This window comes from Sphingobium sp. LSP13-1-1.1 (assembly GCF_040676415.1).
In the GTDB taxonomy this organism is placed as follows: Bacteria; Pseudomonadota; Alphaproteobacteria; order Sphingomonadales; family Sphingomonadaceae; genus Sphingobium.
This window is the reverse complement of sequence record NZ_JBEGHU010000002.1, coordinates 45,079-60,341: the sequence shown is the minus strand read 5'-3', so window position 1 is coordinate 60,341 and position 15,263 is coordinate 45,079. Positions and strand designations below refer to the sequence as shown.

Annotated in this window: 15 protein-coding genes; 6 read left to right on the top strand and 9 right to left on the bottom strand. The window is 65.7% G+C overall.

What is annotated here, in order from left to right; translation table 11 throughout:
- The first annotated feature begins 68 nt into the window (after positions 1-68).
- The 6 genes from MRBLSP13_RS03150 to MRBLSP13_RS03125 all read left to right on the top strand — a co-directional run bounded on the left by MRBLSP13_RS03150 (position 69) and on the right by MRBLSP13_RS03125 (position 7,341).
- Entirely contained in the window at positions 69-1,751 is a 1,683-nt protein-coding gene (locus tag MRBLSP13_RS03150; RefSeq protein ID WP_363752652.1) for a ShlB/FhaC/HecB family hemolysin secretion/activation protein, read from the top strand.
- 48 nt (positions 1,752-1,799) lie between these two features.
- Entirely contained in the window at positions 1,800-2,360 is a 561-nt protein-coding gene (locus MRBLSP13_RS03145; RefSeq protein ID WP_363736795.1) for a 2OG-Fe(II) oxygenase, read from the top strand.
- A 935-nt stretch (positions 2,361-3,295) separates the two neighbouring features.
- The gene (locus tag MRBLSP13_RS03140; protein ID WP_363736797.1) at positions 3,296-4,249 is read left to right on the top strand and encodes a hypothetical protein; all 954 of its coding nucleotides are present in this window, start codon (positions 3,296-3,298) and stop codon (positions 4,247-4,249) included.
- 195 nt (positions 4,250-4,444) lie between these two features.
- Positions 4,445-5,662 (top strand): autotransporter outer membrane beta-barrel domain-containing protein, encoded by a 1,218-nt coding sequence (locus tag MRBLSP13_RS03135; protein ID WP_363736799.1) that lies wholly within the window; start codon positions 4,445-4,447, stop codon positions 5,660-5,662.
- A 178-nt stretch (positions 5,663-5,840) separates the two neighbouring features.
- Positions 5,841-6,839, top strand: a complete 999-nt coding sequence (locus MRBLSP13_RS03130; RefSeq protein WP_363736800.1) for a ParB/RepB/Spo0J family partition protein — start codon at positions 5,841-5,843, stop codon at positions 6,837-6,839.
- A gap of 316 nt (positions 6,840-7,155) precedes the next feature.
- On the top strand, positions 7,156-7,341 hold the full coding sequence (locus MRBLSP13_RS03125; RefSeq protein ID WP_363736802.1) for a hypothetical protein: 186 nt from the start codon (positions 7,156-7,158) through the stop codon (positions 7,339-7,341).
- A gap of 322 nt (positions 7,342-7,663) precedes the next feature.
- Here MRBLSP13_RS03125 and MRBLSP13_RS03120 read toward each other — a convergent pair whose 3' ends face one another.
- From MRBLSP13_RS03120 to MRBLSP13_RS03080, 9 genes are all read right to left on the bottom strand, one after another.
- Positions 7,664-8,086 (bottom strand): TadE/TadG family type IV pilus assembly protein, encoded by a 423-nt coding sequence (locus MRBLSP13_RS03120; RefSeq protein ID WP_363736804.1) that lies wholly within the window; start codon positions 8,084-8,086, stop codon positions 7,664-7,666.
- Between the two features lie 5 nt (positions 8,087-8,091).
- Positions 8,092-8,274: a Flp family type IVb pilin gene (locus tag MRBLSP13_RS03115; RefSeq protein ID WP_066562160.1), complete on the bottom strand. Its 183-nt coding sequence runs from the start codon at positions 8,272-8,274 to the stop codon at positions 8,092-8,094.
- A 70-nt stretch (positions 8,275-8,344) separates the two neighbouring features.
- Positions 8,345-10,060 carry a TadG family pilus assembly protein gene (locus MRBLSP13_RS03110; protein ID WP_363752650.1) on the bottom strand — a complete coding sequence of 572 codons (1,716 nt, stop codon included), beginning with the start codon at positions 10,058-10,060 and terminating at the stop codon, positions 8,345-8,347.
- A 146-nt stretch (positions 10,061-10,206) separates the two neighbouring features.
- Complete coding sequence (locus MRBLSP13_RS03105; RefSeq protein ID WP_363736809.1) at positions 10,207-10,422, bottom strand: hypothetical protein; 216 nt, start codon at positions 10,420-10,422, stop codon at positions 10,207-10,209.
- A complete protein-coding gene (locus tag MRBLSP13_RS03100) occupies positions 10,419-11,027 on the bottom strand; it encodes a tetratricopeptide repeat protein (RefSeq protein ID WP_363736901.1) in 609 nt (202 codons plus the stop codon). The genes MRBLSP13_RS03105 and MRBLSP13_RS03100 overlap by 4 nt, the downstream gene beginning before the upstream one ends.
- A gap of 8 nt (positions 11,028-11,035) precedes the next feature.
- Positions 11,036-11,899, bottom strand: coding sequence for a type II secretion system F family protein (locus MRBLSP13_RS03095; RefSeq protein WP_363752648.1), 864 nt, complete (start codon positions 11,897-11,899; stop codon positions 11,036-11,038).
- Positions 11,899-12,792, bottom strand: coding sequence for a type II secretion system F family protein (locus MRBLSP13_RS03090; protein WP_363736813.1), 894 nt, complete (start codon positions 12,790-12,792; stop codon positions 11,899-11,901). The genes MRBLSP13_RS03095 and MRBLSP13_RS03090 overlap by 1 nt, the downstream gene beginning before the upstream one ends.
- The gene (locus MRBLSP13_RS03085) at positions 12,786-14,114 is read right to left on the bottom strand and encodes a CpaF family protein (protein WP_363736815.1); all 1,329 of its coding nucleotides are present in this window, start codon (positions 14,112-14,114) and stop codon (positions 12,786-12,788) included. Before MRBLSP13_RS03085 ends, MRBLSP13_RS03090 begins: the two co-directional genes overlap by 7 nt.
- On the bottom strand, positions 14,111-15,262 hold the full coding sequence (locus tag MRBLSP13_RS03080) for an AAA family ATPase (protein WP_363736817.1): 1,152 nt from the start codon (positions 15,260-15,262) through the stop codon (positions 14,111-14,113). Before MRBLSP13_RS03080 ends, MRBLSP13_RS03085 begins: the two co-directional genes overlap by 4 nt.
- Between the last annotated feature and the right edge of the window lies 1 nt (position 15,263).

The following is a 15,263-nucleotide window of genomic DNA, read 5'->3' as shown; positions in this document are numbered from 1 at the left end:
GTTTTCGCCCATCCTGCTGTGCGGCCGCCCCTTGGTGGCGGAAATGGTGCGGAACGATGTGGCGGCGGATGATGGCGGGGATAGGGTGGCGCAGACGCACGGCACGCGCGGTCGCGTGGGGCCTGGGGCTGATGCTGGCGGTTCCCGCGGTCGCGCAGGATACCGCGCCGGGTCAGCAGAGCGCAGCCCCGATTATTGATCGCGACCGCACAGACCGGCTCGAACCCCAGGTCGTCCCCACGCCTGTCGCCACGCCGCAACCTGCGCCCTCGGTCCAGGTGGCGCCCGGAGCTTCCTCCGCTTCCCAGATCCTGTTGACGCGCCTGCGCTACAGCGGAACGACGCTGCCCACGGCCCGTCTCGATGCCGCCACCTCATCCTATATCGGACGGCCGCTGACCGGCGAGACCCTGCAGGGCATCGCCAATGCGATCAGTGCGACTTATGCGAAGAGCGACATTGCTTTCTATTCCGTCTCCATACCACCCCAGGTGCCGGGCGGCGGCATATTGACCGTTCGTCTGGTCGAGGGACGGGTGAAGGATTATCGTCTCGCGGGCATGTCGCCCAGCGCGCCCGCCCGGCTTATCGCCGCACATATGCGTCGGCTGATGCGCGACGCGCCGCTGCGCAAGAGCCTTCTGGAGCGAACATTGGCTTTGCTGCGCGACATTCCGGGGCAGACGGTCGATGCGCGGCTGCGGCAGTCGGGGGCGCCCGGCGACCTTCTGATCGACCTTATCGTCAAGCGTAAGCAGGTGCAGATCGGGCTGACGATCGACAATAGTGGGGTCAGCAACGTCGTGCAGGGCGTGCAGGCGCAGATGTCCGTCACGATCAACGGCCTTGTCCGCGAAGGCGACAGCACGCGCATTGCCGGCTATCTGCCATTCTACCCCGACCGCTACCAATATTATTCGCTTAGCCACAGCACGCCGATCGGCAGCGACGGCCTGACCCTGGCTGCGCAGGCCGCTCATGTCGAGAGCCGGTCACGCGGAAGCATGATTAGCGGCAAGGCGACACTGGCGGGCCTGACGCTCAACTATCCCGTTGTTCGATCGACGAAGACCCAACTTTCCCTCACCGCGTCCATCGACGGCATCGACAGCGACAACTATTTCCTCGATATCCGCTTCGGGGATTATCGATCGCGGGCGCTGCGCCTGGGCGCTTCCTGGTCCCGCGCCGACGCGACGAACGGCTATGCGATTTCCTCAGTCATCAGCCAGGGTATCGACGCATTGGGCGCCAGACCTTTTGCCGGCTTTTCCGAAACCGGCTTCACCAAGGTCAATGTTCAGGCCATCGCGGTGAAGGGGATCAGCGGCAAGCTCAGTCTCAGAACTTCAATCAAGGGCCAATATTCGAAAGATCGTCTTCCGGTAACGGAGCGCTTTCCGCTGGGCGGCCGTGGCGCCGGCATGGCTTTCCGCACTGGAACGCTGACGGCGGAACAGGCGCTTGCGGGCAGCGCGGAACTCTCATGGTCGCTGCCCGCCCGGTCGCCCTTGCTGAAGGCCAGCGCGTTGTTCATCGCGGTCGACGGTGCGCTGGCGCATGGGACGGCGCGGCCGGCCTACCGCCTTGCGGCACGCGACTACAGCCTTGCATCTGCCGGCGGTGGGGTGCGGTTGGGCCTGGGACCGAAATGGCGGGTCAGCGCGGAAATGGCCGTGCCGGTCAAGCGGCCCGATCCGGCCTATAGCGACAAGGCGCGTTTTTTCTTCGGGATAGGGCGGGCTTTTTGATCCGTTCTTTTTGCGAATACGCAAAAACAAAAAGCGGGAAGCAGGACAATGAACAATGTGTGGGAGCTATGGCCCTCGGCCCTGACCGGGGCGGAATGCGATGCGATCGTCAAGCGCGCGGCACTTTACCAGCCGGAAAGTGCGACTGTCGGCTTTGCGCAGGCGGTGCGCAGCGACCATGGCTATCGGTCGTCGACCATAAGCTGGCTGGATATTCATCGCGACAAGGACATTGTCGATCGGCTGATGCAGTTCGTTCAATCTTCCAACCGCACTAATTTCGGGGTCGACATCATGGGGCCTTATGAGCTGCAGTATACGGAATATCATGGGCGGGCTCAGGGCAAATATGACTGGCATCAGGATGTATGGCTGGAATCCTCGCGTCCCTTTGACCGTAAGCTTTCGGTCGTGGTGCAGTTGTCCGACCCGGAGCAGTATGAGGGTGGCGCCTTCGAATTTTTCGGCCTTCAGCAGCCCGGCGTCAATTTTGCGCCACGCGGCAGCATGCTGATCTTTCCCTCTTTCCTCCAGCATCGCGTCCTGCCCGTAACCAAGGGCGTGCGTCGCAGCCTGGTGAGTTGGATCGAAGGGCCCAGATGGCGATGAGTCGTCGCTGACGGTTCGATCAGCATTTTGTCCCCAAGCGAAGAACCGTAGGCGATGATCTGGCGCGGGCGGGATGCGCGCGACCGACGCATTTACGACCCCTAGAGCGATTTCCAAACGATCGGAACCGATCGCTGGTTAAGAAATCGCGGCAAACAAGGAATCCAGAGCGGCGATCTGATTCAATCAGATCGAAACCCGCTCTATGATCGATCCTCGCCCTGCAGGAAGAATGAACCATATCGGAAGAAAAGCCAGGGAAGGAGATTTGCTTGCCTCAACCCCACCCTTGCGGGCGAAGGGCTTTTTTGGAAGCCCATAAAAGCTCTAAAATTCAGCGATTGAATCATGTTTACGAAGGCTTTGCGCATGCGGCAGCATGCTTTTGCGCGGTGGATCGGGGCGCATTCGGGCAGTGTGAACTGTTATAACCAGACTGGTTTCTTCTTGACGCGGCGATAAGGACTGCCCCGCTTAACTTGCTCCCGTTGCGATCTGCTCGCAGGAAAACAGGGAGTCTTGCAATGCCACGTTATGGATCGGTCCGTTCGGGACGGCATTATTTGCTGTGCGCCACGGCGATACCTCTTCTTTTGCTCAGCGCCTGCGCCGACGGCGTGGGCTTCGACGTGGGGGCGGGGGGCGGTCCGTCTCCCACTGGTCCCAGCGGCCCGACAGGTCCGACCAATCCATCTGGCCCAAGCGGACCAACCGGTCCCGGCGGACCCTCTGGCCCTGGCGGTCCCACAGGTCCCACCAGTCCCACAGGTCCAGAAGGCCCCACCGGCCCGTCCGGTCCCACGGGTCCTGGGGGACCTGCTGGACCGACAGGCCCTGGTGGGCCCACTGGACCTGGTGGTCCAACGGGACCTTCTGGCCCCACCAGCCCGACCGGCAGCGGATCAATCATCGGGGCATCCATCGGCAATCTGCCGGTGGTTGGCCCAACCGGCCCGGGGTCGCTGATCGGCGTCAATGTCCTTCCCGGCGAGACTCCGGCGACTGGCAACCTGGCCACGGTCGATCTGCTGACGGGCGACGGCACCGTTGCGCAAGTCACCCTGCCGACCACGTCCCAGGGCGTTCAGCAGGGGCTTGCGCCGGTGGGCACGCTCGCCGGAAGCCTGCTTGGCGCGCCAGCCGGGGAGGCTGTGTCTCAGCTTACCGATGGCCTTTCCCCCACGGTCGCGGCTGTCACCTCGACCGTCAGCCAGCTCACCACGCCCGTGCTGGACACGGTCAACGGGGCGCTCTCGCCCATTGCCGGCCCGCTGGTGGGCGGTAATGGCGTCCTCTCCCCGGTGACGGGGCTGGTGGAAACCGCGGTGGGCGGCCTGACCGGCGCTCTGGGCGGTGTCGGCGGCGACCCCGCTACTGGACTGAACGCACCGCTGGTCGGCGCGAATGTCGGTGGCAATGTGCTGACGGGTGCTTCCACTGCAGGCACGTTGGTTGGTGTCAATCTCCTGCCGTCGGATGGCGGCGCGGTTGCCGGGCAGCTGGCGACGGTCGATGTCCTCACCCAAGGCAATCTGGTCGACGTCGCTGTCCCCACTACTGCATCCGGGGTGCAGGCGGGATTGCAACCGGTCGGCAATCTGGCGGGGGGGCTTCTGGGGCCGCAGGCGCAAAGCACGGTCGATCAAGTTGTCGGTGGCGTTGCCCCAGTGGTCGCAACCGTCACCAGCACAGCCGATAGCGTCGCCGCGCCGTTGCTCGACACTGTCAACAGCCCGGCTCCCGCGCTGCCCGGAACAGGAAGCGCTACACCGCTCGCTCCCGTGACCGGCGTGGTCAACGGCTTGCTGGGGGCAGGGGAGGGAACTGCCGGCAATGCCCTGGCACCCGTCACCGGCCTGCTCGGCGGGTTGCTCGGGGGCAGTAACTGATGCGGCGTCGCGGTCCGCCATGGTCCTCATGCATGACGGACCGCGCGCCGACGATGCTCTCCCCCAAATAGCCCCCGGGGTAGGGCGGGGGCGAGGAGGCAGTGGGCGCACTGCCTCCTCAAACCCATTCGAACGCAGCTCGGTGGACTTTGCGTTCACGCAAAAAATGACTTCGTCAAAAAGGGGAATATCATCTTGCTCACCCGCCTCTTCTCCGTTCGGCGCCTTATCGAAGGCGCTGCGGCATTACTGATGCTTTATGGCCAACCCGCCATGGCCGGTCCCTATACGCCCTATGCCGTAACGCCAGGCGAAGCCGCAGTCGGGATGACGCTGGACGCCGCGTCGGGCGCGCCCGGCAGCGACCGCTCAGCCATGCTTGCGTCGATCGATGCCCTGCCCACGGCTGCGGCGCGGGCCGATGCGCTGGGTCAGCTTTCGCCGCGCAGCTATTCCCTGCTGCCCCGCCTGTCGATCCAGTCCATGGACGCCGTCGACCGGGATATCCGCTCCTGGCTGGTTGAGCGGCGCAGCGTCGCCATCGACGCGCCGGCCGATATTCCGGTGCGCGGCGACCGCACCATTACCATGATGTTGAGCGGCGGGATAAAGCAGGCGAGCTATAAGGCGCGTATCGATCGCCCCGAAGCGGAGTCCGACAGTCGGTCGCTGCGCTTCGCCGTCGATGTGAAGCCCGTCGCCGGCCTGATCGTCGGCGCAACCCTGGGCATCGACGGCATCGACGCACGGCTTGGTCCGGCGCAACGCCCGCGCATCAGCCAGTTCAACAGCCAGATCGGCTCTTATGCCAGCTATAGTGACGGCCGCTTTTATGCCGATGCGACGGCTGTTTATACGCTCTCGGAATACAAGCTGAGGCGCCAAGTCGGCTGGGCGGGTTTCACCGGACAAATGGTGGCGCCGGTCGATGGCGACGGCTGGGGCGCTTCGGGCGAGGCCGGGGTGATGCTGCGATCCGGCGCTGTCCGGATACAGCCCTTTGCCGGTTTGCACTATCGTTATGCGGATGTCAGTGGCTTCGTCGAAAATGGCGGACCCGCCGCTCTGGAGGTTGCTGCCTTCCGCACGAAATCGCTTCGTAGCGGGTTGGGCGGGCGCATCTCCGCCACGGTGATGCAAGGCGGCTGGACGCTCAGGCCCTCGGTCGAGGCACAATGGCAGCGCGAGCTGCGCAGCCATCCCGACAGTCGGATCGAGGCGCGTTTCGCCACTCGTGACCTGCCGATTTTCACGCTGCGTCCCACGCGGCTGGCGCGAGATGCAGGATTGGTGAATGCCGGGGTCAGCGCGACATGGAATAATCGCACCACGATCCGTCTCGGCTATGCGGGCGAGTTCAGTTCCGACCGCCATGTCCACGCGGCGACGCTGACCGTGGGGCGGCGCTTCTAGAGCGGAACAAGTGGGAACGGGCTTTCCACTGGTCATGATGTGGCAGGAAAAGCTTGGAGCGCGTGATCTGCATCCGTTTCAACGCAATGCGTGATTGATCCGAAACGAACCCGATTCCGGCCCACAACCGTGCCTATATCGCTATTGCGTAGGCCAGCTCACGCAAAGGAAGTGAATCATGGCACGCTTCATACGCGACATTCTGGCGACCCTGGCCCAAGAACCAGCCGACAAGGGCGCGGCCGATGAGGAGGAGCTCAGCCGCCTCGACCAGCGGCTTGCTCCGTTCGCGGACAGGGCGCCGGGATCGCGGGGCACGATTTTGATCCAGCCGGACGAATGTTCAGTCTGGGACGGCAATCCGCGCGACCAGCCGGGACTGACGGCGGACGGCTGCCGGTCGCTCATCGATTCCATCGCCAGCGAGGGGGGTAATCGCATCCCCGTCCTCGTTCGTCTCAATCCACCGGGTTCGGACCGGACCTATCAGCTTCTGGTCGGCAGCCGCCGCCGTTTCGCGGTGGACTGGCTCAACCATAATGGGCGGCCGGAAATCCGGCTGTTGGCCCTGGTGGTCGACCTGTCGGACGAGGAAGCCTTCCGCCTGGCCGACATCGAAAATCGCGAGCGGTCGGATATCAGCGAACTGGACCGGGCGCGCAGCTATCAGCATGCGGTCGAGCGCTTCTACGGCGGGGTGCAGTCCCGTATGGCCGAAGCGCTCAGCCTGTCCAACAGCCAGCTGAGCCGGCTGCTTGCCCTGGCGCAATTGCCCGTGGAAGTGGTTGACGCATTCGCCACCAAGGATGAACTTCGGGTGCGTTATTCGGAAATACTGACGCCGCTGTTGCGCCGTCCTGACCAGCGGGCACGCATGATTGCCGAAGCCCAGTATATTGGAGGGCAGCAAGGGGCGCTGGCGCGTGAAGGCGGCCGCATGATTTCGCCCGCGACGGTTCTTGCCCGCTTGCGCAAGGCGGCCATGCCGCAACCCGTGGAGGAAGCGCGCGACATGACGATTGTCGCGGGTGGATCGCGCATCGGCTGCGCCAGGCCCGGTCGAAGTGGGTGCCTGACAATCGACCTCAGCATCGCTCAAGATGCGGATCTGGACGAACTATTTGCACGACTGCGCGAGACAATCGTCGCGGCCCGCGCCGGTCCCGCCATAGTATAGCGATCCGCTTTCGACACGATGACCGGCGTTGCGTATACGCAATATCTGTCCCCCAGGTGCGCTTTCCTGCCTCCTGGTTGGATGATCACTTGGACTTGGGCAGACGGCCTTTGTCAGCTTCTGCGCCGTCATCCGGCGCCAGGCCAACGGGGCATGTCGCGGCCGACGCAGCCCGCTATTCCCGCCTTCTTCTTTTGGCAGCGCCAAGAAAGCTGAAGGCGTGCCGCGCTCTTGAACAGTGCTTTTCCTTCTTTAATTTGTCGTTTGGCGGCTACCGCCGAAAGGTAGAGAGGATTGGAAGAAAGGAGGCAAGCCCATGTCCCTCTCCCATTTTCATGGACCCTTTGAAAAGGTCGATCACCCCCAGATGGAGCCTGAGGTGAAACGCGCGATCCTTGCATCCTGGGCTTCGGACGCGAACGCCGTCGAGGGAAATCCCAATGTCCCTGGCCCGCCCGTGCACCTCAAGAGCGCGGCGCCGCCCCGGCCGCCGGCGGACTGAACGCCCGGTAATCTTTGTGACGGATGTTGTGGGGCAGGCCGGTTCTGCCGGACCTGCCCCAAGCCGGTCCGACCTGTGCCTAAAGGCTGCTGTCGTAGCGAGCCAGTCTCCCGCCGTCGCGGCCGCCCGCGCTTTCTCTCTTGCACGGGCGCGGTCCTCTTCCGATTCCGGCGGAGTGACGGCGGCGACGATCCTGTCGATGACGGACATGGGAGACTCCTTTGTTCGTGAGCGTGACCCCATGCAATCGTCGCGCGGCAGCGCTGGTTCCTGATCGGCGGGCCAAAGAGCAAGGCCGCTAACACAGGTTAGAGCCCGCCCTTCAATAGCTTCCGTTCGTGACGATGACGCTGGCGCTGACAGTGGGGGAGGGCATGGGCACGAAGGCTGCATAGCGCATCATCGGACTGCCGCTCATATTGTAGCTCACACGCACCCGGAAGGTGCCGGTCGCATCCGGCACGGCCGTGACGACCGGCCCGCCCCCTGCCGCGAGCAAGGTGCCGTATCCGCTGATCACCGCCTGTGCCCGATCCTGCGCCAGCGCCGTACGCTCTGCTGTAGAAAGGCCGGCAACGGCGGCGCGAGCGCCCTCGATCGCGGCATGGCGCACGCCCATCAGGGCGGCGAAATAAAAGGAATAAAGCACGACCGCGAAGACCAGCATGAGCAAGGCCGGAGCCAGCAGCGCAAATTCCAGCGCCGCCAGCCCCTGCTCGCATGCCCGCAGCTGTCGTTTTCGCATGGCGATCAGCTTGATGGGATGCTGTTGAACATCGTCGTGAAGGCGGCGCCGAGCTGCGTGCGGAAATTGGTGCCCACCGCAACGATAGCCGCGACCACCACGGCGCCCAGAACGGCATATTCGACCGCCGTCAGGCCCTTTTCATCCCGCGCCAGTTTCGCGATCAGCGAACCCAGAAACTTGTTCATCCTAGTCCTCCTGCCCCCTCGGCAAATGACCGGCTGCGCGCGAGGGGGGAACCGCGCGCCGCCGTAGGACTCACACCAGCACCGGCACTCCGCAGCGCGCGCCGGTCGCCCAGAGCGTGGCATGGCCAAGCTGGATGCCCAGCGCTGCAAGCAGATTGGTGACCAGAGGATCGATGGCGGTGCCGACCAGCCCGGCGACCGGATTGACCACAGCGCTCAACAATTGTGATCGTGCCAGCGCCCTGGTCGTGTCGCAGACAAGCGGCAGACATGCGCCCAACAGATTGATCTGCAATCCGTCCTGTCCGCCAAGGCTGCCCACCAGTGACGTCAGCAGCGGCCCGACCTGCGCCTCATTGCCGATGCTGGCAGGCGTACCGGGCGATCCGGGGCGGCCTATGCTGCCCTGTCCGCCGGGACCGAAGATGATCGCGCCGCTCGCGCCCATGACCGGCTGCGCCACGGCGCGGCTGTCCACCGTGATGAGACCCAGGACATTGACGATCCGGACCGGGCGCAGATCGGCGACCGAAAGGGGCGGCATCGGCCGCGTCATGGCACCGGCCGGCAACGCGCCGATATAGGCGTTGACGAGGCCGCTGCTGGCCTGGACCGTCACCCGCGTGTCGCGCGCCTGTTCGGCCGTATCGGGGCAATCGATGGCGCTGACCTGCCCTTGGGCCGCCGCGATGTCGATGGTGACCGGCAGGTTGACGGAGATCAACGAAGCGCCGAGCAGGCTGACATTCCTGATCCCGACATCCAGTTGCAGCCGTAATGCGGAGGTGGAAACATGGGTTTCGCCCACTGGGCCAAAGGAAAAGCGTGGCCGGTCCATCGGCCCTGTCGCCATTGCCGCCAGCAGGACGCTGCTGCCCGGCGCGACGGTGCCGACCGCGTCCGACAGGTCCACCGCGCCGTTGCCCGCCTGAACGGCGTAGGAAAAGAGTTGATAGGCATTGATGCCGGCGCGCAGAGCGGGTTTTTCGTCTGCGCCGCCGACCGGCATGTTCTTCCACACGCCAAGGCCGAACAAGCCGTTAAGCGGTACCGCATAGCCATTGCCGACCTGCCCGGCGAGCAGGGTGAGGGCGGCGGCGGTGGTGCTGTCGTCTGCGGCACTGGCCGCGGCGGCCAGCAGGTCGCCAAGCCCCACGGTGCGGGCCGTGAGCGCGCCATAGGTGCCGCTTTCCCCGACCCGCCGCGCCAGCGCGTCGAAGAAAAGGCCGGCATCGATATCGCTCGCCATCAGCGCCTCCACATCGGCTGTGGAGAGGCGCAGCTTAAGGCCCAGCAGCGCCCCCAGCAGGTCATTGACGCTGTTCACCAGGGCATTGGTGACGGTCAGTACGCCGGAGCTGATGCCGATGCCGGCCTCGTCGATGCGCGCTGCCGTGGCAGTGGCGGACAGGTCGGGCAGGGGATTGGCCGGACCCAGCACGCGCATCAGGAACTGTCGCGCCGGCTTGCCGGTGCGGATGCGCACGGCGTTGACCCGCCCATTGCCGGGGCAAAGCGCCATGCTGGCGTCGAAGCGTTGCGCGGCACCAAGCGCGGCATCGGCGCAATAGCGGCCCAATTCGACCGAGCGGAGAATGGCGGGGTCATATCCGTTGCGACTGAGGCTATCCCGCGCGCGTGCCGCTGCCTGAGCCGGGTTCTGCGCCGCAGCCAACGCGGCCGCATCGGTCGCGGCGCGCAGATCGCGCTCGCTCACATAATAAAGCCCTGCATCCAGCGCGAATCCGACCGCGCCGATCAACACCGCCCCCAGCGCAGCGACCATTGGCGCGACGGCGGCGGATTGGTCGCCAAGCAGCGAGCGAACCTGCGCCCAACAGGATAGCTGCTCCCACAAAGGCGTCGGAAAGAGACCAGAAAATCGCGATAACTCGGATCGGATGGTGGCTCTGATCGACCAACTCCACGGGATCATCGCGCCGCATCCGCCGCCCGATCGAGTTGCCGCCCAATCGACTCCAGATATCGCTGCCGGATGAGCGCGGCCTCCTCCGCCGACAGCAGGGCATCCTCGCGTGCCGGTGCCTTCAGCTGCGCCTCGACGACCTGCCGTGCTTCGCCAGCCGGCACCGGCGTTGTCGCGGATGTTGGCGTTGTCGCGGACATCATCAGTAACAGCGCCATCATTTCTCAACCCCCTTGCCGATCCGTGCCGCTTCCGCTGCCAGTTCTTGCCGCAGCGCGCCGTCGCCGGGCCGACGCAATGCAGCCTCCGCCTCATCGCGTCGCCCGCCCACCATCAGCGCCAGCAGCAGATTGTTGCGGACAACCGCCATTTGCGGCGCCAGATCACTCGCCCCACGCAACGCCTCTATCGCCGCGTCGACCCGCCCGAACCGCAACAGCGCATAGCCCAGTGCGTTGCGCAGCAGCGGATCGGCCGGGCTCGACCGGCTCGCTTGTTCATAGCAGGCCGCCGCTTCGCCCCATCGACTCCGCGCCGCCAGCAGATGTCCGCGCACCGCGCTGACGTCGCCGCCGGTGGTTTCAGGCGGCAAGGACACCGCCTCCGCCACATCGATCTGTCCCAGGTCGATCAGGCTGTTGACCCGCAGCAGCCGGGCCTCCGTATCGCCGGGATAGCGGCGCTCGAAATCGTCGAGATAGGCCAGTGCCGCCCGCGGCCGACCGTCCGCCCGCGCCTGACGGATGAGTTGCAGATAAAGTCCCCGCGTGTCGGGCGTTTCCTGCGCCTGCACGGGCACCGCCGCCATCAGCATTGCGGCCAGCATGAAACGCCTCATTGCGACACTCCCCGCAAAGTATCGAAGATCGCCACCACCGGCGGCCCGCCCAGCACCACGAACAGGGCGGGCATGAAGAACAGGATCATCAGCACCACCATGCGCACGGTGATGCCGCCCATCGCCTCCCGCGCGCGGGCGACGCGGCGCTGGGTAAATTCCCGCACGAATTCGCGCAGGGCAGGGGCCAGTTCGACCCCCTGGAACAGAGCCTGACGGAAGAGGGCGGCCAGTTCCCTTGCCCCATTCACCGCCACCCGCGCTGCCCAGCGATCCAGCGCCTGATCATAGCGCATGCCCCGGTCGAGATCGGCCACCAGCATCGCCACCAGCCGTGCATGGTGCGGCACCGCAATGGCTTCGTCGCGGGCGATGGAGCGGAAGCACTGGTCGAGCGAAATGCCGCTTTCCAGCATCATCAGCATCAGGTCGAGCAGGAAGGGAAATTCCGCCATGATCGCCCGCGCCCGCCGCGCCGCGAGCAGGTGGATCGCCTGCTTTGCCCCGACATAGGCGAGGCCGGTGGCAATGACGATCAGCAGGGGTTGGGCAAACAAGCCGCCCCAGCCAATCCGCGAAGCCAGCATCGCTGCCAGCCCCGCGCCGACGGTCGTCGCCATGCGCGCCCAGACGAAACGGTCCGCAGCCCTTGCATCCTGAAACCCTGCCAGCATCAGCTTGTCAGCGATCTCCGATCGGTCCCGTCCGCGCGCGGCGAAGGCCGCGGGGAGGCGAAAGTCGGGCCGATCCCCTGCCATGCCCAGCCGCGCTTCCAGCCGCTGGTCGGCCAGCAGCATCCGCATGCCCATTACGGCGCACAGGACGCCCAGTGCCGCGCAGAAAAGGAACAGCGCGCCCATCAGAAGGTGAGCCTCATCACCCGCCGCATCACCAGCATGCCCAGCCCCTGCAGGACCATGGCGACGATGGCCAGCCGATGCCCGCGCGGATCGCGCAGGAAGAAGTCGATATAATCCGGGTTCATCGCCACCAGCGCGGCCATTGCCACCAGCGGCATGACGATCAGCACCCGTCCGCTGATCTTCGCTTCGGAGATGGCGGCTTTCAGCTCGCGCTTGATGCGGATGCGCTCGCGCAGGATGTTGGCCAGGTTCAGCAGCACCGCGGAAATCGACCCGCCATAACGCATGTTCGTGCGGATCGCGGCGGCGAGCATCGATATTTCAGGAACGCGCAGCCGCTCCGCGAGCATCTGCATGGCGTCGGCCACCGATGCGCCCAGTTCCAGCCGTCTTGCGACCGGCGCGATATAGCTTTGCACCACGGCGGGCGCATCGGCCAGCGCCCGTTCCAGCGCCTGCGCCAGGGAATTGCCGACCGCCTGCATCTGTCGCACGGCGTCGATATAATAGGGCAGCGCCTCGATCAGTGCTTCGACGCGCCGCTGCGCCCGCCGGCGCACCCAACCGAGCAGCGCCGTCGGCACGCCCGCCATCACCGCCAGCGCAGCCACCGGCCCTGCCGCAAGCAGCGCGGACAGCGCGATCAGAAGCAGCAGGCCGCCCGCCATCCCCACCGCCCGCGTCGTGAACTCGATCTGGGCCTGCGCTAGCAGCGGCGCTATCCGGTCGGGCACCGTCAGCGCCGCGGCGCGTGGCGGCGCGGCGGACAAGGCCGGTCCCAACCGGCGGTCGATCACTGCCCGCTGCCGCGCTTGTTCGGCCAGCAGTTGCCAGCCGATCCCGGCTATGATCAGCAGCGACAGCAGAAGGTAGGCGGCCCCGCTCAGCACGATCGGACGCTCCTGTAATCACGCAGCCTTGGCAGGAAATGGGGCCGCAGCGACAATGTCCGGAACTCGCCCAGTCCCGACAGGGCTGGCTGCTCCTGAAAGGCGAAAAGTTCGTTGAGCGAATAGGCGTCGCCCTCCAGCCCCGTCACCTCGCTGACCGACATGACCCGTCGGCTGCCGTTGGAAAGCCGCTGCAGCTGCACCACCACATGCACGCTGTTGGCGATGAAGCGCCGGATCGCCCGCACATCGCTCTGTACCCCGGCAAAGCCCAGCAGCATCTCCAGCCGGGCAAAGGCGTCCCTGGGGCTATTGCCGTGCAGCGTTGCCATCGACCCGTCATGCCCGGTCGACATCGCCTGCAACATCTCGACCGCCTCGACCCCGCGCACCTCGCCCAGGATGATCCTGTCTGGCCGCATCCGCAGCGCATTGCGCACCAGTTCGCGGCTGCTCACTTCCCGGCTGCCGTCGACTGTCGGCGGCCGCGTCTCCAGCCGCACCACATGGCTCTGCCGCAACTGCAGTTCGGCGGCGTCCTCGATGGTGATCAGTCGCTCGCGATCCCCGATGAAGGACGACAGCATGTTCAGCAAAGTCGTCTTTCCCGCGCCGGTCCCGCCACAGATCAGGATATTCAGCCGGGACCGTACCGCCGCGCTCAGATATTCCGCCATGTCCGCACTCATCACCTGATTGGCGACGCAGTCCTCGATCGTCATGCTCTGCAACCGGAACTTGCGGATCGACAGCGTCGGCCCGTCCAGCGCCACCGGCGGAATGACGATATTCACCCGCGACCCGTCAGCCAGGCGCGCGTCGACATAGGGACTGGCCTCATCTACCCGGCGGCCGATCGGCCCCACGATCCGCTGGATGACGTTCATGAGGTGGGCGTCGTCGCGAAACCGCGTCTCGACCTTCTCCAGCAACCCGCCCCGCTCGGCATAGATATGACCCGGGCCGTTGACGATGATGTCGTCCACGCCCGCATCGCGCAGCAGCGGCGCAAGCGGACCCATGCCCGCCACCTCGTCCTCCACATCCTCGATCAGCAGCAGCCGCTCCGCGCTGTTGAGCGCCATTTGCCCCCGGCGGCTGCGGCTGGCGATGATCTGCTCGATCTCCTCGCGCAGCGCTCTCGGACCCAAGGTCTCAGCCGTGTCCCCGCGCGCTTCCAGTTGCTCGATCAACTGGGCGCAGGTCTGCGCCTTGGCAAGCTGATAGATGTCGCTCATCCGCTGTGCCGCGGGCTGCGCGACGGGCATGATCCGCACCTCCCGCGCAGGAATGAAGGCCTCTTCGCCGGTCAGCAGGCTCATGATGCACGCTGGACGATACGCAGCATCGCCCCCCGCAGCCGGTCGATCCCGCCGGCCTTCGACGTCACCCCGCAAACCCGTCGGATCGTCGCCATATAGGTCCCGCCATCCGCCTCCATCGCCAATGGCCGGCCCGCGTTCAGCGCATTGCGGATCCGCGCCCGGTCGATGGGCAGCGCCATCGCCGCGCCGACGCCCAGCGCGTCCGCCATGCGCCGCGCGTCGAGCAGCACGCCGGGCAGATGATCCCACACCAGCAGCCGCATTGCCTCTATCCGCTCGCGTTCCGTCCCAATCCTGTCCAGCAATCGGCGACACGCCTCGATCTCCCGGATCGACTGGCCGCACAGCAGTTCCACCTGGCTCGCCTCCGCCACCACCTCGCGCAGCAGCCCGCCATGGCGCAGGCTTCCCGCATTCAGCACGACATGGCTGCAACAGCCCCGCAGCAGCCGGATGAGCGCCGCCAGGTCGCCCGGTGTCAGTCCCGCAGGTTCGGCGCCAGTCCCCCCGTCGAAGGTCAACAGCATCAATCCGCTGGGTCCATGCCGCGCCACCGTGCTGGCGAGCAGGCTGGCGTCCAGCCGGTCCATATCGCTGATCGCGGAAGCCAGCCCATAGTCGACGCCCAGGTCCAGATAGGTCGCCGCCGCGCTCGTCGGCAGGGTGCAGTCGATCAGCAGCGTCGATCCCTGTCCCGCCATGGCAATGGCCATGTCCGTCGCCACCATCGCGCACGCATCGCGATCCGCACCCAGCAGCAGCGTCAACCGCCCCCGGCTACCCTGATCCACCGCCGCCTCATTCAAAAGACGCGCCAATATGGGGGCGATCTCCCCTTTTTCTCCGTTGCGCGGAACAACATCATGCACGCCGGCCCGAATGGCGCGCAGCAAGGGCTCGGCCTCCATCTCGTCGGTGGCGAGCAGCACGGGCCGACCCTCCGCGCTCGACACCACGGCGCCGATCGCAACCGACAGGGCGCGATCGGGCGGGATGGCGGCACGGTCGATAATGATCAGCCCCGGCCCATCCAGCGCCTCTCGTTCCACCGATTGCACCAGTTCGACTGGTACGCGCCCGCCCGCAGCGTCCTCGATGCGCTGTGCCAGCATGCGGTCGACCGACAGCAGAAGGATCCTGGCCATC